The 17,994-nt window shown below is 73.1% G+C and carries 13 protein-coding genes; 3 read left to right on the top strand and 10 right to left on the bottom strand.

The genetic code is table 11. The features are described from left to right. Nucleotides 1-63: 63 nt before the first annotated feature. Nucleotides 64-1,608, bottom strand: a complete 1,545-nt coding sequence (locus tag ACGFIR_RS25850; RefSeq protein ID WP_393147645.1) for an ABC transporter substrate-binding protein — start codon at nucleotides 1,606-1,608, stop codon at nucleotides 64-66. A gap of 215 nt (nucleotides 1,609-1,823) precedes the next feature. Here ACGFIR_RS25850 and ACGFIR_RS25845 point away from each other — a divergent pair, with 215 nt between their 5' ends. The 3 genes from ACGFIR_RS25845 to ACGFIR_RS25835 all read left to right on the top strand — a co-directional run bounded on the left by ACGFIR_RS25845 (nucleotide 1,824) and on the right by ACGFIR_RS25835 (nucleotide 5,236). After that, on the top strand, nucleotides 1,824-2,555 hold the full coding sequence (locus ACGFIR_RS25845; protein WP_393147643.1) for a FadR/GntR family transcriptional regulator: 732 nt from the start codon (nucleotides 1,824-1,826) through the stop codon (nucleotides 2,553-2,555). A 116-nt stretch (nucleotides 2,556-2,671) separates the two neighbouring features. Further along, nucleotides 2,672-3,337 carry a hypothetical protein gene (locus tag ACGFIR_RS25840; RefSeq protein WP_393147641.1) on the top strand — a complete coding sequence of 222 codons (666 nt, stop codon included), beginning with the start codon at nucleotides 2,672-2,674 and terminating at the stop codon, nucleotides 3,335-3,337. A 147-nt stretch (nucleotides 3,338-3,484) separates the two neighbouring features. Then, the gene (locus tag ACGFIR_RS25835; protein WP_393147639.1) at nucleotides 3,485-5,236 is read left to right on the top strand and encodes an exo-alpha-sialidase; all 1,752 of its coding nucleotides are present in this window, start codon (nucleotides 3,485-3,487) and stop codon (nucleotides 5,234-5,236) included. Between the two features lie 144 nt (nucleotides 5,237-5,380). On the opposite strand, the gene ACGFIR_RS25830 is transcribed toward ACGFIR_RS25835, so the two are convergent. The 9 genes from ACGFIR_RS25830 to ACGFIR_RS25790 form a co-directional block, all read right to left on the bottom strand. Next, nucleotides 5,381-8,308 carry an ATP-binding protein gene (locus ACGFIR_RS25830; protein WP_393147637.1) on the bottom strand — a complete coding sequence of 976 codons (2,928 nt, stop codon included), beginning with the start codon at nucleotides 8,306-8,308 and terminating at the stop codon, nucleotides 5,381-5,383. A gap of 100 nt (nucleotides 8,309-8,408) precedes the next feature. After that, the gene (locus ACGFIR_RS25825; RefSeq protein WP_393006750.1) at nucleotides 8,409-8,615 is read right to left on the bottom strand and encodes a hypothetical protein; all 207 of its coding nucleotides are present in this window, start codon (nucleotides 8,613-8,615) and stop codon (nucleotides 8,409-8,411) included. A gap of 12 nt (nucleotides 8,616-8,627) precedes the next feature. After that, a complete protein-coding gene (locus tag ACGFIR_RS25820) occupies nucleotides 8,628-11,783 on the bottom strand; it encodes a type 2 lanthipeptide synthetase LanM family protein (protein WP_393147635.1) in 3,156 nt (1,051 codons plus the stop codon). Nucleotides 11,784-11,893: 110 nt separating this feature from the next. Beyond that, entirely contained in the window at nucleotides 11,894-12,820 is a 927-nt protein-coding gene (locus ACGFIR_RS25815; RefSeq protein WP_393147633.1) for an ornithine carbamoyltransferase, read from the bottom strand. Between the two features lie 27 nt (nucleotides 12,821-12,847). Then, entirely contained in the window at nucleotides 12,848-14,146 is a 1,299-nt protein-coding gene (locus ACGFIR_RS25810; protein WP_393147631.1) for an aspartate aminotransferase family protein, read from the bottom strand. A gap of 81 nt (nucleotides 14,147-14,227) precedes the next feature. Further along, nucleotides 14,228-15,037, bottom strand: a complete 810-nt coding sequence (locus tag ACGFIR_RS25805) for a 2-keto-4-pentenoate hydratase (protein WP_393147629.1) — start codon at nucleotides 15,035-15,037, stop codon at nucleotides 14,228-14,230. Continuing rightward, the gene (locus ACGFIR_RS25800; protein ID WP_393147626.1) at nucleotides 15,037-16,023 is read right to left on the bottom strand and encodes a methyltransferase; all 987 of its coding nucleotides are present in this window, start codon (nucleotides 16,021-16,023) and stop codon (nucleotides 15,037-15,039) included. The genes ACGFIR_RS25805 and ACGFIR_RS25800 overlap by 1 nt, the downstream gene beginning before the upstream one ends. Nucleotides 16,024-16,064: 41 nt before the next feature. After that, nucleotides 16,065-17,096, bottom strand: coding sequence for a 4-hydroxy-2-oxovalerate aldolase (gene dmpG, locus ACGFIR_RS25795; RefSeq protein ID WP_393147624.1), 1,032 nt, complete (start codon nucleotides 17,094-17,096; stop codon nucleotides 16,065-16,067). Then, a complete protein-coding gene (locus ACGFIR_RS25790) occupies nucleotides 17,093-17,983 on the bottom strand; it encodes an acetaldehyde dehydrogenase (acetylating) (protein WP_393147621.1) in 891 nt (296 codons plus the stop codon). Before ACGFIR_RS25790 ends, dmpG begins: the two co-directional genes overlap by 4 nt. Nucleotides 17,984-17,994 lie beyond the last annotated feature (11 nt).

Below are 17,994 nucleotides of genomic sequence, written 5' to 3'. Positions count from 1 at the left end.
CGGGGGTGTACGGGCCGGGCGGGACTTCGGAGGGGCCGGGGGCCGGCCCCCTCCGGGGCGGGCTCAGCCGGTCCGGCTGGCGCCCAGGAAGTACAGGCCGGTGGTCGCGGCACCCGCGAAGCCGGAGAGCTTGGCGGGGTCGTACGCGGTGACGACCTTGGTGTGCAGGATGGGGTACAGCGCGGCCTCCTCGGCCACCATGTCGAGCGCCTGCTTCCAGACGGCCTTGCGGGCCGCCTCGTCGGAGGTCTGGGCCGCCTTGTCGAGCAGGTCGGCCATGGCCTTGCGGTTCGCGTCGCTCCAGCGGTAGCGCTGTCCCGGCCAGGTCTCGCCGTAGTAGAACCACCGCATCAGCAGGTCGGTGTCGACGCCGAAGACGCTGGGGTCCCCGGAGGCCATCAGCACCCGGAAGGTGTCCTTCGGCACGATGTCGCCGTAGATGGCCGAGGAGGGCACCGTGTTGAGGCTGGCGTTGACGCCGATCTTCTTCCACTGCTCGATGACCAGCGGGGCGACGTCCTTGACGACGGAGTTGTCCGTGGTGTCGAGCTGGAAGGAGAGGTTCGTGACGCCGGCCTCGGCGAGCAGGGCCTTGGCCTTCTCGATGTTGTGGTCGTAGACCGTGGCGGCCTTCTGGTAGTCCTTGTTGCCCTCGTCCAGGTAGCTGCTCGCCGCGGTGCCGTAGCCGTTGAGCGCGGTCTTGATGACCGCGTCCGTGTCGATCGCGTAGTGCAGGGCCTGCCGCACCCGCTTGTCACTGAACGGCGCCGCCGCCGAGTTGAACATGAGGAAGACCTGGTTGAAGGCCTGCTTCGCCTCGACGGTGTACTTGCCCTTGAGCGAGTCGACGTTCAGGTACGGCACCGACTCGATGGCCTGGACCCGGCCGCCCTGCAGGTCGGCCACGCGGGCCGAGGCCTCGGTGGTGGTGTTCCACGTCATCGTCTCGACCTTGGCGGGACGTGGTCCGTCGTAGGTCGGGTTCCTGCTCAGCTTGATGCCCGACTCCTTGGACGCGCTGTCCATCTTGAAGGGGCCGGAGCCGATCGGTGCCGTGTCGAAGGCCTTCGAGGCGGCCGCGTCCGCGGTCTTCGCCTTGGGGACGATCTTGATGACGGAGATCCGCTCGGCGAACAGGGCGAACGGGTACTTGAGCTTGAACTCGGCGGTCGTCGCGTCCTTGGCGCTGACCGAGTCGATGAACGACACGAACCCCTGCATCAGCGGTGGCGACTTGGGGTCCGCCGGCTTGAGCACCCGGGTGAAGGACCAGGCGACGTCCTCGGCCGTGACGGGGGTGCCGTCGGAGAACTTCGCGCCGTCCCGCAGCGCCACGGTGTACGTGAGCCCGTCGGCGCTGGCCGCCGGATCGTCCTTGGCCAACGCCCGGTAGGGTTCCCGGGTGACCGGGTCAAGATCCACAAGGCCCTCGAAGATGTGCTGGTTGACCGCCGTCGCGACCGCCGAGGAGGCGTTCGCGGGATCGAACCCGCTGGAGAGGGTGAACGCCAACGTGGTCTCGATCGACGCCCCTCCCTTGCCGTCGCCGACGGCGTTGGTCGAGGCGGGGCCGCCGCTACAGGCCGCCAGCCCGAGCGTCAGGCTCACGGCGGCGGAGACGACGGCCAGAGAGCGAGCCCGGCGCGGAGGAACGCGCCGACTCCGGGACGGCTTACCAGTGGTGCTCACGGAGATGCCTCCATAGGCTCTATGCGCTCGCAGGATTGCTCGCGCCGGGGGAATCCAAGGTATGGGTCTGACGTCTGACGTCTGATGCCGATAGGGTGAGCGTCTCAGATCCGTGAACGAAGGGCAAGGGGCAGATGACGACCATCGACGCGAGTCCGCTACGCGGCGCGGAGCGCCCGGGTCCCCGCCGGCAGGAGGTGGCGACCAGGATCAAGGAGTACATCCTGCGCAACCGCCTCAAGCCGGGCAATCTCCTGCCCACCGAGGTGGAGCTGTGCGAGGCGGTCGGCGCCAGCCGCTCGAGCGTCCGGGAGGCGGTCAAGATCCTCTCCGCCCTCGACATCGTCGAGGTGCGGCACGGTCACGGCACCTTCGTCGGCCGCATGTCCCTCAACGCCCTGGTGGAGAGTCTGGCGTTTCGCGGCCTGCTCAGCGGCGAGGAGGACCACCACGTGCTCGGGCAGGTCGTGGACGTCCGGCAGACCCTCGAGCAGGGGCTGGCGGCCGAGACCATCGGCGTCCTCGACGACGAGCACCGCGCGTCGCTCGCCGCGCTCGCCGACGAGATGGAGGGGCTCGCCGCCCAGGGGAAGGACTTCCTCGAGGTCGACCGGGCATTCCACCTCAAGTTGATGGAGCCCCTGGGCAACGACCTGCTGCTCCAACTCACCGAGGCGTTCTGGCAGGTACAGGCCATCGTGGCACCCACCCTGTGCATCGAGCCGGAAGACCGCGTGATCACCGCCCAGCGGCACCGCGCGATCGTGGACGCGGTCGCGGCCGGCGACGCGCAGCGCCTGCGTTCCGCCATCGCCGAGCACTACGCGCCCATCAGGGCGAGCATCGCGCGCGCCGTACAGCCCTGAGGCGCGGGCCCGACCGCCGGACCCCGCCGCCGGGAAACCCGCTCGCCGTCTCGCGTCGGATCCGGCGACAATGCTCGCCGGACGGCGAGGCGACGGGTGCTCGGAGGTGCTGCCGCGTGGGTCGACGGCTGGGCGGAAGCAGCTGGCCGGTCGTGGTCAGCACGGTCCGGCTCGGCCCTCACCGGTACCGAGTCGTGCGGCCGGCGCAGGCGCCGGCGTTCGCCAGCCTCTACGAGGGCCGGCTCGGCGCCCAGTTCTGCCTCGACCAGGAGACAGCGGTGATGCTCGCCCAGGCGTGGGGCCTGGCCGCCCGGTCGCCGCACACGATCGTCCACCTCCCACTGCGCCGCGCGAAGTTGCCCACCCACCACGCCTGGGGACGCCCACTCGACCTGGTGCTGCTGCACCACCGCCTCGCGTTCCCGCCGTCCCGGTGGAAGCAGGTCCGTTCCCGGCTGGGGGCCGGCAGGCCGCACCGCGTCGTCCTACCGGGCGACGCGTGGCCGGCGCCCTCGACCGCCGAGCACGAACGCACCCGGCATCGGGAGTTTCGCGATCATCTCCGGTGGGACGTCGCCGCCGACACGCTGGTCCTCACCGGCAGCCGCAGGGCGTTCGAGCTGGAGGCCGACCAGATCCGCATCCTGGCCGAGGAGTGTCCGGCCCATCGGGCCCGCGTCCCGGAGTCGCACTGCTGCGCCGAGATCGGCATGGGACGGACCTGGCGCCACTCGGACCGACGTCGACCGTCCGCGCAGCTGCACGCCGAATACTCGCGGTAGCGCCCCGGTCCGTCCCGGATGGACGGTTGTCTTCCGTCGATCCCTTGACGATCCCCGTCGGCGCCCCTTAGCGTCACGGACGTCGGACATCCGACGTCTTATGGCTGATTCGACTTCCGCCCCACCCCCGACCCGGAAGGAATCCCTGTGTCCCGAGTCCGAGCAACACCGCGCCGACTGGTGGCGGCCGTGGCCGCCGTCCTCGGCCTGGCGGCCGTACTGCCCGCCACGCCGGCGCACGCCGCACCCGCCGGCGTGACCGCGACGGCCAGCGCCGACTGCACGACCAGCCGACTCAACCTGCTGCTCGACAACCGCAGCACCACCGCACAGACCTTCACCGTCACCTGGCCGGGGCGGCTCAACTCCCCCTGGACCCGGACGGTCGCCGCCGGCAGCAGCACCCAGCTGTACTGGACCCTGGCGGCCGGCACCGCCTACACGCTGCGCACGACCACCCCGACCGGGCTGGACGACACCTCCGCCGGCATCTTCCACTGCGGCACCGGCATGTCCGCGCTGGCCAGCTTCGACTGCACGGCGAGCCGGCTGCAGCTCGCGCTGGAGAACCGCACCACGACCGCCCGCACCTTCGTCGCCACGTGGCCCGGACGCGCCGGCTCGCCGTGGACCACGACGGTGGCCGCCGGCGGCAACCACCTGCACTACTGGACGGTCCCCGCCGGAACCCCGTACACCCTGCGGGTCACCGCTGCCGGCTTCGACACGACGCTGCGGGGCACCGCCGCCTGCGGCATGGCCGCCGGCACCCCGCAGATGAACACGACGACGCTGCTCACCACGCGATCGGTCATCCGCAACCTCAACGGCGCGGGCGGTCGCTACGACGGCACCGCGGCCTCGGTCCGGATCCCGGGCCTGGCCGTCACCAACAACGGCACCGTCATCGCCGTCGCCGACGCGCGGATCAACGGTTCGTACGACCTCGGCGGCGGCACCAACAACATCCAGATCGCCATGATCCGCAGCACCGACGGCGGCCGCACCTTCGAACAGCCACGCGTCATCCACGCCCCCGCCACCACCAGCGAGGGGGCGGGTGATCCCAGCCTGCTGGTCGACCGCGCCACCGGCACCGTCTACTGCTTCTTCACCTACTCCCCCCGGCCGGGCGTCAGCTTCTGGTCGGGCAGCTCCGGCCTCAACACCGCGGACGACCCGAACAGCATGCACCTGCGCTACATCACGAGCCGGGACGACGGCGCCACCTGGAGCGCTCCGGTGGAGCTGAACCCGGCGATCAAGGACCCGGCCTGGCGGCAGGTGTTCTTCTCCTCCGGCCACGGCATCCAGACCAGCACCGGCCGCCTGGTCCAGCCGATCGCCTACCGGGACGCGGCGGGCACCAGTCACGCCGGCAACATCTACAGCGACGACCACGGCGTGACGTGGCGACGGGGCGGATCCGCCGGCGGGAACATCAACGAGAGCAAGGCGATCGAGCGCGGTACCGGGGCCGTCGTGCAGAACATGCGCCACAACTCGACCCGCAGCCGGTTCTACGCCACCTCCACCGACGGCGGCGCGACCTTCGGCCCGGCCACGGCCAGTGCCGTGCTGACCGATCCGCTGTGCAACGCCGACGAGCTGTCCTACCTGCGCCCGTCGGACGTGGGGGCGAACGGGGCACCGGTGCGCACCCGTACGGCGCTGTTCAGCAACAACGCGCACCCGAGCGCGCGCAACGACCTCACCGTACGACTCTCCACGGACGACGGCGCCAGCTGGCCGGCCCGGGCGCTGCTCAAGCCGGGCGGCGCGGGTTACTCCACGATGGCCGTGCTTGCCGACGGAACGGTCGGCGACCTGTACGAGGTCGGCGACACCGGCGGCATCCACTTCGCCCGGTTCACTCTCGACTGGGTGAAGGGAGCCTGACCCCGCGACCCCTGCCGGGTGTCGCACGCACCACCGGCACCCGGCAGGGCCCGGCGGTCCCCACGGGGGCGGGGACCGCCGGGTCGGGCGGGCCACCGCCCGGTCGCAGGGCCTCGGCGACCGGTGCCGGCCGACGTCGCCCGGCTACGGGCGCGGCGGAGCCCGCAGCAGGTCGTCCACGCTGTCGCGCAGGGCCCTGCGGTTCGCGTGCCCGGTCTTCAGCAGCAGGCTGGCGACGTGCTTCTCGACCGTACGCGGCGAGAGATGCAGGAGCGTGGCGAGGTCCTGGTTGTCGTGGCCCTTCGCGAGCAGCACGAGCACCTCGTGCTCGCGTACGGTCACCCCGACGGCCCGCAACGGGGCCGGGATGCGGTCATGGCCCGAGCGCCGTTGCCCGAGCGAGGCACCGGCCTGGCGGAGCAGACCCCGGCACGCCCCGGCGACGACCGGCGCGTCGACGTTGTGGAAGTAGTCCTCCGCCGCCCGCAGCCAGGCGACCGGCTCGCCCCACCCGTCGGCGAGCGCGGCCTCGGCGACGAGGCGCAGTCCCAGGTGGTAGGCCATGCGGTACGGCGCGGCGGCGTCGAGGGCCAGTGCGACCTCCGTGGCGGCCCGCTCGCTCTGCCCCGCGCGCCCGAGCACCACCGCCTTCGCCAGGTGCAGGAACTGCCGGTTCCAGCGCAGGGCGGCGCCCGGGGCCAGCGCCACCGCGTCCATGCCCGTGCGGTCCAGTGACCCGGCCAGCGCGTCGAGGAGCGGCCGCAGGCCGAAACGGCCCGTCATGTAGTACGTGTTCGGATGGTCGTCCTCCCACGCCCGGGCCAGGTCGAGGGCCCGGATCGCCGCCGGCCGGTCCTCCTCCAGCAGCGCGCAGACGGCCTCGCAAAAGCCGTAGGCGAGGGGGACGTGCCCGGACTCTCCCCCACCGGCCGCCCGGAACTCCTCGAGGCGGCGCTCCATCAGTCGCCGCTGGCCGCGGTGGGCGGCGGAGGCGGCGGCCGTGACCAGTGCGAACTGCTGGTCGTCGATGTTGCGCAGCCGGGCGGTGGCCGAGGCGCACCGGGCGGCGAGTTCGTCGCCTGTCGGGTAGTCGCCCTGCATCACGGCACGGATCGCGTACACGCCCTCGATGCTGTGCCGGAGCATGATGGCGCCGGACAGCTGCGCGGCCTGCTCCGCCTGGCGCAGCAGCGTCTGCTCACCGGTACGCATGCTCTGGTTGACCCCGAGCCGGAACAGCGCGTTGATGCGCCACAGGGGCAGCCGGTGCTCCTCCGCCGTCGTCAGCATCCTGGTCAGGTAGGACTCCGCCTCGTCGAAGCTGCGGCCCCGGGCGATCACGGCCAGGAGTTGCAGTGCCTGACACGCCGTCTCCGCCATCGGCACCTGTTCGGCCACCGCCAGGGCCTGGAGCACGAGCTGCTCGGCCTGCCTGGTCCGGCCGCCGCCGTCGCCGTCGCCGAAGATCAGGTGTGCCTCGACCACGTCCACCTGGGCGGCCGGCCCCGGCGGCGGATCGCTGCCGAGGACCGCCCGGGCGATGCGTACCTGGGACGCGCCGTCGGACCACCGGCCGGTCATGACCGCCACCCAGGCGAGGCGGGTCCGGATGCTGACGTGCTGCTCGACGCCCAGGGTCACGGCGTTCACCCAGGTCGCGTCGTTGACCAGGGCGAACGCCCGGTTCGCGTGACCGGCCTCGGCCAGGGCGTTGAGCAACGACTCGAGAATGCGGGCGCGGGCGTCGGGGTCGGGCGGATCGGACATCAGCTCGTACGCGCGGTCGAGCAGGGTGACGGCCGACGTGGTGGCGCCGTCGCCCAGTGCCCGTCGACCCGCCTCCGCGAACAACAGACCCGCGGCGTGGTGGTCGCCGGCGGTCTGCCTGAGCTCGGCCGCGAGCTGGCACCAGTGTCCGGGCAGCCCGGCGTACGCCGACTCCAACGCGTCGGCGGCGCGTTTCGCGAGCGCGGACCGTTCGGCCGGGGTGAGCGTGGCCAGGATCGCGTCGGCGGTCAGCGCGTGGCGGAAGGAGTACCAGTCGGGTGTGGACCGGTCGGGCATGATCACCTCGACGTCCACCCCGGACCGCAGGTGGCCCAGCATGGCCCGTTCCTCGAGGCCGGTCGCCGCCCGGACCGCGGCCACGGGGAAACGACGGCCCAGCACCGCGGCGGTGTGCAGCAGCGTCCGCGCCTGCGGGTCGAGGCTGGCCAACCGGCGTGTCACGCTGAGCGTGACGGTGTTCGGCAACGCGATGGCCGAGTCGTCGGTGAACCGCCAGCCGTCGTCGTCGCGGACCAGTGCGCGCGCGCCGATCATGCTGTTGAGCAGTTCCTCGGCGACGAACGGGTTGCCTTCGCTGTCGTGCACCAGCCGGTCGGTGAGTTCGGCGGGCAGGGCATCGGTGCCGAGACAGGCGCAGGCGAGTTCGCGTACCTCCGGCCCGGACAGGGGGCGCAGTTCGACGACGGTCGCGGACCGGCGCACCGCCGCGGCCCAGGCCAGCTCGGTCGCGGGGCCGCTGCCCGGCCGCATGGTGGCCACCATCAGGATGGGCAGGTCGGCGAGGTTGTCGACCAGGTACTCCACGACGGCGTGGGTCTCGGCGTCGGCGTCGTGGATGTCCTCGAGGATGAGCACGCAGCCCCGGCGGCCAGCCACGGCGGCGACGAGCCGCAGTACGGCCTCGGCCAGTTCGACGATCGAGGCCACCCGTTCCGGCACCGTGGGATCCCGCCACTCCGGGACGAGCCGGGCCAGGGCCGGCCGGTAGGGCGCCAGCTCCGTGTTGTCGGGCAGCCGGCCCGTACGCGACAGCGAGAAGATCGCCTCGGTCAGCGGGCGGAACGGAACGATGGGGCCGGTGGAGCTGCTACGGCCCCGTAGCAGCTCCATGCCGGCCTCCGCCGCCGCGTGCGCGCAGTGCTCCGCCAGCCGGGTCTTGCCGATCCCCGCCTCGCCGATCACGAAGATCGTGCCACCGGACGAGCCCCGAGTGGCCGTCAGTCGAGCGTCGACGGCGCTGAGCTCGGGGTCACGTCCGATCATCACCGGCGAGGAGAAGCGCATGCCGCAGGCTAACGTGAGCAGCACCCGCATTGCCGCGTCCAACGCGGGGCACCCGCTGTCGATGAAACGACACGAGCGGGTGCCGCTCGCCGGCCGGCGGCTACGACGACGAGTGTCCCCCGGTACCCCCGGTGTCGATGATGGCCGCGATGGCGGGCGCGGCCACCATCAGTCCGGTGAGGATGCCCGACCGCCTTCCGATGTGCCCCAGGAAGCTGAGCTTGATCTCGCCCGCCGGGTTCGTGTCGGCTGACTCGTGCTCCGCCACCGGCCCCGCCGGATGAGGAGCGGTCACGTCGTCCCGCATGTTGTCCCCCTTCTAGTTCTCGACACCGCGTCCGGATGTCGTCGGCTCGGCATGCAGCAGCAGTGCCGAGGGCACATGATCGGCGAAGCCGATACGGAGCAGTCCGTGGCCGATCCCGGCCAGGCCGTCCAGCAGGCCGGGGACGCTCACGCCGCCGGCCGCGCCGCACCTCGGGCCGGCCTGGTCCAGCGCCGCGACCAGTTGTCCGGCCTGCGCGAAGCGGACCCTGACGGCGGCCTGGCGACCGTGCGCGGCGGCCACCGACAGCATCTCCTGCCGGCCCAACTCCCCGTGGCAGAGGCTGTGGTCGCTGACCAGCCCGGACTTCGACACAGCGCTCGCCGCGCCGTCCACGAAGGCGGCCAGCGCGGGATCCGCCAGCAACCGCCCCTGGTCGGCGATGGCGACCGCGATCCCCGGGACGCCGTGGCACCACGAGTGCGTCGACGGCGGCGGCACCGGGCCGGTGGCGGCGCGGGCCACCAACGCCCTGCCGGCCTCGGCGTACCGCTCGTCGCTGTCGACCTGCGCGAATCGCAGCAGGGCCCAGCCGATCCCGGCCGTACCGGTGGCGAAGCCGGCCTGCGCGGGCAGCGCGGGGGCGGCCAGCAGCCGCTCGGCGCAGTCGCGGGCCGTCTCGGCCGCGAGCGGCAGCCCGGTCAGCTCGTGGACGGCGAGCATCGCGGCGAGGCAGCCGGCAAGCCCGTCGAGCACGCCCAGGCTGGTGTCCGTCGCGGCGGCGATCGCCGCGAGGCGTACCGCCGTCTCGACGGAGTCGCCGAGCGCGTCGTCCCGGAGCAGCTCGGCGAGCCGGGCCGCCGCGTACGCGATCCCCCCGAGGCCGGTGAACCCGCCGCTGCCGACGGTGCTCGCCAGGTGCGGCCGGTCCCCCATCGCGGTGAGCAGCAGGGGCAGTTGGCGCACCGCCCGGCCGGCGGCCTCGGCGTAGCGGTCGACGTCCGCGAGCCGGGCCAGTTCGGCCAGGAAGAGTGCGGTGCCCGGATATCCGCTGCCCAGCCCCGCGCCCAGCGGCAGGACCGTGCTGTACCCGCCGTCCAACGGCTCGAGCCCGAGCCAGTTGGCGAACACGCCGTCGTCGTAGGCGTCCGCGATGATCCTGTCGGCGATGCCGCAGGCGACCGTGAGCAGCCGGCCCGGGTCCGGTGCCGTCGCCTCCCACCGGACCGACGCGGCCCCGGCGCACTCGTGGCGCGCCCCGCCGAGCCGGCCGGCGAGCGCGGCCTGGACGATCCACTCCTGGTCGCGTCGGTCGATCACGCCCATGCCGGCGATCTTGCGCAGGGTGGCCGCCAGTACCGGCTCGTCGAGCACGTCGACGAACGGGACGCCGTCACCACCGGTCAGGTCGGTGTCGTCGGGACGGCAGGTGAACAGGGGGACGTCGCCGTCCCAGAGCTGTTCGATCTCCCGGGACACCAGTCGCTCGCGCATGGGGTCGTCCACCGAGGCCGCCCAGAGCAGGTCGAAGATCTGGTCCCGGTCGAGCGCGTCGCGCAGCACGTCGGGGTGGGTGGACTCGCTCAGCAGCACGGTGTAGGTCCGCGTTGACCGGACGATGACCCGCAGCTCGTCGTCGGCGAACCGCCGTAGCAGGCCGTCCGGGCCGGTCAGGTCCTCGGTCCGCCGGCCGATGGCCCGGTACGCGGCGCGGAAGCCGGCGAGCAGCTCGGTTGTGTGCTCGGCGGCGTCGGCCGGGACGCCGTTGAGCGTCGGACGGTTCTCGGCCGCGCGCACGGGCGCGGGACGACGTACCAGGTGCATCGTGTCGGTGCCGGCCGCCGCCCAGCCGACGGCCTCCCGGAGCTGTTGCGCGCCGGGGTCGCCGCCCAGGCCGGAGATGTCGAGCAGGCCGTGATCGCCGATGAGCGGCTGGGGCAGCAGGGCGGTGCGGTACACCGACGTCCGCAGCGCCCGGGCGGCGGGGTCGGGCGCGGCGGACGGCACGGGCAGGTCGGGGTGCAGCAGCGTCTCGACATCGACGAGTACGGGCTGGTCGGCGCAGGCGATCAGGTTCTCGTGGTGGATGTCCGTCATACCGAGCAGGTACAGCAGCGCGAGCAGCGCCCCCTGCCGGTGGTAGAACGCCCCGACCTGGCCGGCTTCCGAGCAGTCGGTACGGTCGACGACCTCGATCCACCCGTAGCGGTCGCGGGCCAGCACGGTCAGCGTGCGCAGCTCCAGGTCGGGCAGCACCGCGTTCAGCCAGTCCAGGACCTCGTTGAAGTGCACGTGGACAGCGACCGGGCGCGGCCGGTAGACCACGCGGGCGCCGGAGGCGAAGCGCAGCAGCGCCACCGCCCGCCCGTGCCCGTGCGAGTCCCCCGCCGCGTCGAGCCCGGCCAGCGGCCCCGGATCGCGGCCGCCGAGCAACCGGCTGAGGATCTCCGCGCGGTCCGCGACGAACCGGTCGAGCAGTTCGGCCGTCGCCTCGACGGCGTGCCGGCAGGCGGTCGCCAGCAGCCGCGCCAGGACGGGATAGTCCGTCAGCACCCGGGTCAGCCGCTCGCGGTGGGCGAGGTCGGCCACGAAGGCGGCGAACCGGTGTTCGGGCGTGGGACCCACCAGCCGGCCCGCGACGCGGGCGCGGTTGAGTTCCAGGACGAAGGTACGCGAGGCCATCGCGACCAGCCTGCCGCGCAGCGTGTCGGCGAACCCGACGTACACCGCGGCGAGGTCGACCACCGTGGCCGCCCCGGGGGCCCGCACCCGCTGGCGCAGGTCGGCGCAGGCGGCCGTGACGAACGGTGCCAGCACGTCGCCGAACGCGTCGGACCACGGGGTGTGCACGGGCAGGTGGGTCGCTCCCTCAGGGGCGAGGCCCAGCGCCCGCTCGGTGAACTCGGCCCAGGCGGGCACGCCCGACCCGGCCGCCAGCGCCGCCGGCGGCTGGTCGAGCAGGGCCAGGAACTGCCGCTCGGTGATCCGCAGGGCCGCCAGGCGGTGCGCGAACTGCCCCGTCGTGCCCAGCTCGTACGCCGAGCGCCAGTCCTGCAACCGCTGCACGGCGTGCGGGGACACGGGGTCGGCGGCGACGGGCCCGCCGTGGTCGGCTGCCCGTACCCGTTCGGCGAGCGTGAGGCCGGCCGCCCACCAGGCGCCGCCCGCACCGCTCACCGCTACCGCATCCCGCGTCCGCGCTCTCTCCACGCCGGTATCGTGCCGGCGCCCCGCCGGGGCTCACATGGGTAACCGGTACCCAGATTCTCGACGGCGCCCGCGCGGCCCTGGACGCCCGCCGGCGGTGACCGGCGGCCGGGTCACCCGGCGCACCACTCCAGCACGGCCTGGGCGCTGGACATCTTGTGCCTGGCCTGGTCGAAGGCGATGCTGCGGGGACCGTCCAGCACGTCGGCGGTGACCTCCTCACCCCGGTGCGCCGGCAGGTCGTGCATGAACAACGCCTCCGGGCTCGCCGCCAGGACCGCCCCGTCGACCCGGAACGGCTCGAAGACGCGCCGCCAGTCCGGGTCCGGCTTGGCCGTGCCGGTGGTCTGCCAGCGGGTGGTGTAGACGACGTCGACCTCCGGCAGGTCGTCCATGTGGTGCGCCTCGGCCACCGCCGAGCCGGTCCGCTCGGCGGCCACCCGGGCGGCGGCGAGGATGCCGGGGGCCAGCCCGTACCCGGGCGGCGTGCGCAGGTGCAGCCGGGTTCCGGTGAACCGGCTGAGGGCGAGCGCGAGCGCGGCGGCGGTGTTGTTGCCCTCGCCCACGTAGAGCACCCGCAGCCCGTCGACCCGACCGAACCGCTCGGTCATGGTGCCCAGGTCGGCCAGCGCCTGCGTGGGGTGCTCCTCGGCGCTCATCGCGTTGATCACGCCCATCCGGTCCTGCCCGGCGAAGGCCCGCAGCTCGGCGACCGGGTCGGCGGTGCGGGCGACGAACAGGTCGACCATCCCGGACAGCACCCGGGCGGTGTCCTCGACCGTCTCGCCGGTGTTCAGTTGCAGGTCGCCCGGGCCGTAGCTGATCAGGTGCGAGCCGAGCCGCAGCGCCCCGCTGGAGAAGGCGGTGCGGGTCCGCGTCGAGGTACGGCGGAAGTAGACCGCGGTGACCAGGCCGCGCAACCGCCCGGCGGGGCGGACCCGGCCGGCGGCGTGCGCGGCGCTGCGGGTCACCAGTTGCCGCAGCTCGGCGTCGCTCAGGTCCCGGATCGACAACAGGTGGCGGCGGGGACGACGGTCCATCGAAATCCTCCTCGAACGGTCGCGGGGTCAGCTCGATCGGATGGCCCGGTGCAGGACGGTGAGGCCCCGCTCCAGCCGGGCGAGGTCGATGGTGAGCGGCGGCATCACCTTGACCACCTCGTCGTCGCGTCCGCAGAGCTCGACGATCAGCCCGTCGTCGAAGCAGCGCCGCTGGATCCGATCGGCCCGCCCGGCGCCGCCGGCCGCCCGCAGGTCGATGCCGAGGACCATGCCCAGGCCCCGTACGGTCAGCGCCGGATCGCTGTCGCGCAGCTCGGCGCCGAAGCGCTCCAGCCGCCGGGCGCCGACCGCGGCGGTGGTCCGGAAGCCGTCCTCGCCCCAGAGTTCGCAGGCGGCGGCGCCGGCGACGAAGGCGAGCTGGTTGCCCCGGAAGGTGCCGGTGTGCTCGCCCGGCGACCAGACGTCGAGCGCCGGCCGGATCAGCACCATCGACAGGGGCAGCCCGTACCCGCCGATCGCCTTGGAGACGGTGATGATGTCGGGCACCACGTCGGCGTGTTCGAAGCAGAAGAACGTGCCGGTCCGTCCGCAGCCCGACTGGATCTCGTCGAAGATGAGCAGGATCCCGTACCGGGTGGTCAGGTCGCGCAGCCGGCGCAGCCAGTCGGCCGAGGCCGGATACACCCCGCCCTCCATCTGCAACGGTTCGACGATCACCGCGGCCGGGACGTCCAGCCCCGACGACGGGTCGGACAGCATCCGCTCCAGGTAGCCGATCGAGTCGAACGGTCCCGCCGGGCCGTCCTCGTACGGCACGAACGTCACCTCCGCCGCCGCGCCCACCTGCCCGGCGGCGCGGGCCCGGCGGCCGCCGCTGACCGCCAGCGACCCGCGCGACATGCCGTGGTAGGCCCCGGTGAAGGAGACGATGCCACGCCGCCCCGTGGCCCGGCGGGCCACCTTCAGCGCCGCCTCCACCGCGTCGGTGCCGGTCGGCCCGCAGAACTGCACCTTGTGGTCCAGCCCGCGCGGGGCCAGCACCTGCTCCCGGAGCCGGCCCAGGAAGGTCCGCTTCGCCACGGTGTACATGTCCAGGCCGTGCATCACGCCGTCCCTGGCGAGGTACTCGGTGATGCGGCGCTTGAGGTGCGGATGGTTGTGGCCGTAGTTCAGGGTGCCGGCGCCGCAGAAGAAGTCGGTGAACATCCGGCCGTCCTCGGCGTAGAGCTCGGCGCCCCGGGCCCGGTCGAACACCACCGGGAACTTGCGGCAGTAGTAGCGCACCTCCGACTCCATCGCCTCGAAGAGGGAGAAGTCGTAGGCCGCCTTGTGCGGCGGTACCGTCTCGTCCACCAGCATGGTCATCGGTGCGGGGTCTCCTCGGTGGTAGTCGTGTCTGTCGCGAACGGACCGTCGGGTGCGGGTCCCCGGGCGACAGCCGGTCGATCAGCCCTGTCGGGCGGGCGGGGTGCCGGGACGGGTGGTCAGCGCGACCGAGCCCAGGGCGCCGAAGGAGGCCCGTACGGTGTCCCCCGGCACGAGGTCCACGGCCGCCGCCCAGGATCCGGAGAGCACGAGCTGCCCGGCCTCGATCCCGGTGCCGAACCGGGACAGGATGCGGACCAGACACGCCACGGACTCGGCCGGATGCCCCATCACGGCCGCACCCCGCCCCTCCTGCACCCCGTGCCGGCTGCGCAGCCGCATGCGCGCGTCGGCCAGGTCCGTCGTGTCGGGCGGCACGCCCGCGCCGAGGACGGCCGCCGCCGACGAGGCGTTGTCCGCGACGGTGTCCACGAGGCCGATCCGCCAGTCCCGGATCCGGCTGTCCAGCACCTCCAGCGCCGGCAGGACCTCGGCGGTCGCGGCCAGCACGTCGTGGGCGGTCACCGCCGGGCCGCTGATGCCCTCCGCGAACCGGAACGCGACCTCGCCCTCGACCTTCGGCGCGATGAACCGGCTCAGGTCGAGTTCGGCGCCGTCGGCGAGCACCATCCGGTCGGTCAGGTAACCGAAGTCGGGATGGTCGATGCCGAACATCGACTGGATCGCCTCGCTCGTCGCACCGATCTTGAGCCCGGCCAGGACCGCGCCGGCCGCCAGGTCCAGCTCGCGTACCTCGCTCTGGATGGCGTACGCGTCCGCCAGGTCGAGCTGTGGATGCCGGGCCGAGATCGGCGGCACGGCACGGAGGGTCCGCGCCGCCGTCCACAGCTCCCCGGCCAGCTCGCGGTGCAGGGGCGGCGTGGCAGCCACTACTTGACCGCCACGAAGAGCCGGCCGCCGGGCACGCCGAGCGGCACGCACCCGGTTTCGGAGAAGCCCGCGGCCTGGAACGTGTCCAGCCACCGCCGCTGGCTCGGCAGGGTGACGCTCATGAAGCTGGCGTGCAGGTAGGTGAAGAGCGCGCTGAACCGCCGCTCCGCGGGGTCGGGCGCATAGGAGATCGCGTCGGCGACCGCCATGAACCCGCCGGGGGCGAGCGCGTCGCGGCAGGCGCCCAGGACCGCCTTGGCCACCGCCTCGTCCGCCACGATGTCGTGCATGACGAAGCACGCCAGCACGGCGTCCGCGCCCTCGACCGGTCCGGGGTCGTCGGCGAGGGACTGCACCGTACGCTCGACGACCCGGAGCCGGTCGGCCACCCCCGCTGCGGCGGCGGCCTCCCGCGCCGCGGCACACGCGGCGCCGCTGCTGTCGAGTGCCACGCCGGTACGCGCCGGATCCTGATCCAGCAGCCGGATGAGCAGCCCGCCGGCGCCGGCGCCGAGGTCGGCCACGCGCAGCGCGCCGGCCGAGACCACCCGGTCGATGATCGGCGGATAGAACGCCCGCTCGCCGATCCACCGCGAGCTGACCGCCACCCGACGCCCGTCGCGCCGGTAAAGCCGGGCCGCCGCGTCGCGGTCGGTCAGGAACTCCCGGGCGTTGGCGAGGAACGGGCCGTTCGCGCTCATGGCCCAGGACAGGTATCCGGCCGCGTACCGCCGGTCCGGGTAGTCCTCGGCGGCCCGGAACCGGTCCGGGGCGTCCGTGCCGACCACGAGTCCGGCGGCGACCAGCGCGGCGAGGTAGTCGTCCACGCCGGCCTGCGGCAGGTCGGCGACCCCGGCCAGCTCGGCGGCGCCGAACGTGTCGCCCGAGTCCAGCAGCCGGTCCACTCCGATCTCCGCGCCGATCTGCAGCAGCGCGGCGACCCCGGCCAGGTCGGCGGCGGCGTCGAGCGGGGAATGGTGTCGCATTGCTCCTCCTACGTCGTTTGGTGCGAACCCCGGACGAGCGCTCACACCTGGCTCGATGCCGACTGCTCGGCGGCCAGCGACATGGCGACCTCGATGATCGTGTCCTCCTGGCCGGCCACCACCCGCCGGTTGCCCAGCTCGAGCAGGATCCTGCGGGGGTCGACGCCGAAGCGGGCGCTCGCCCGCCGCACCGGCGCGGCGAAGCCGGAGAACACCCCGGCGATCCCGCTGGCGATGGTGACGCTGTCGTTGGTGGGTACGTGCTTGACGAACCGTTCCTGCGCCACGTCGGCCGCGTCGAGGGCGCCGAAGAGCTCGACGCCGGTCTCGACCTGCTCGACGTGCAGGTTGGCCGCCACGAGTTCGATCGGCGCGTTGCCCGCGCCCGCGCCGAAGCCCCGCGCCGTGACGTCGACGATGGTGGCCCCGGCCCCGATCGCCGCCATGCTGTTCACGACCGACATGCCGAGGTTGTTGTGCGCGTGGAAGCCCACGGCGATGTCGAGGTGCTCGACGAGTTCGCCGACCTTCTCGCGGACCTTCTCCGGCGTGTACGCGCCGGCGGAGTCCATCAGCACGACCGCCTCGGCGCCGTAGCTCTGCATGAGCCGGGCCTGCTCCACCAGCTTCGCCGCGGAGGCCATGTGGCTCATCAGCAGCATCCCCTTGACGGTGACGCCCATCGCCCGCAGCATCGTGACCTGCTGCCGGGTGACGTCCGCCTCGGTGCAGTGCGCGCCGACCCGGACCTCGTCCACGCCGCACTCCAGGGCCGGTTTGAGGTCGCGCTCGACACTGGCGAACCCGGGGATCGACAGCACGCCGAGGCGGGCGTTCCGCAGCTCGGCCTTGGCGGCCCGCAGCATCTCCGCGTCGCTGAGCGCGGCCATGCCGACCTGGATGGACGAGGCGCCGAGGCCGTTGCCGTGGCCGACCTCCACAACGTTCACACCGGCCGCCTCGGCCGCCCGCGCGTACGCGCTGATGTCGGCCCGGCCGAGCTGGTGGCCGACGGCGTGGTTACCGTCGCGCAGGGTCGTGTCGCAGATGCTGAGTTTCGGTGCGCCGCTCATGACCGACCCCGTTCCGCCCGGGCCTCGCCGACCGCGAGGGCGGCGCAGGTGATGATGTCGAGGTTGCCGGCGTAGCGCGGGAACCAGTCGCCCCGGCCCTCGACCTCCACGACGATGGTGATGCGGTCCCCGACGGCCACCGGCGGCACGACGACGCGGTAGCCGGGGACGTACGACCTGATCAGCTTCTCCATCATGGCGACGGAGGCGCGCAGGGCGTCCATGTCGAGCCGCTCGGCGGACGTCACCGCGATGGAGTTGCGCATGACGATGCCGGGCTCGGCGGGGTTGATGACCAGCACGGTCTTGGTGCGTCGCACGCCGCAGAACTCGATGGTCGCCTGCTCGGTGGTGTGCACGTACTCGTCCAGGTTGGCCCGGGACGCGGGGCCGACGGTCGCCGAGGCGCTGGCCGAGACGATCTCCAGGTAGTCGATCCCCGCAGCGGCCTCCGCCATGCAGTGGGCCATCGGAACCGCCGCCTGTCCCCCGCAGGTGACCATGCTGAGGTACTGCTCGTCGAGGCAGTCGTCGAGGTTGAGGGCCGGTACGCAGAACGTCCCGAGGTGCGCCGGGGTGAGGTCGACGAAGGGCAGCCCGGTGGGCGCGACGGTCGCCCAGTGGCGGGTGGCGTCGTCGGCCGAGGTCGCGTCGAAGACCAGGTCGATGTGCTCGGCGCGGGCGGTGACCGCGTCGATCCCGTCCACGCTGGTGGGCACCCCGTGGCGCTCGGCCAGCTGGATGCCGGGGGATCCGGCGCGGCGCCCGGCGAACAGGACGCACTCCAGCAGGGGGGACGCCTCGACCTTCAACAGCAGGTCCGTCCCGATGTTGCCCGTGCCCACGATCGCCACCTTGAGCGGTGCGGGGCTCGTGCGGGTACTCATCCAGTTCCTCC

The sequence above is a fragment of the Micromonospora sp. NPDC049051 genome, assembly GCF_043197575.1.
Taxonomy (GTDB): domain Bacteria; phylum Actinomycetota; class Actinomycetes; order Mycobacteriales; family Micromonosporaceae; genus Micromonospora.
The sequence above is the reverse complement of the archived record's forward strand: the minus strand, read 5'-3'. Positions and strand labels throughout refer to the sequence as shown.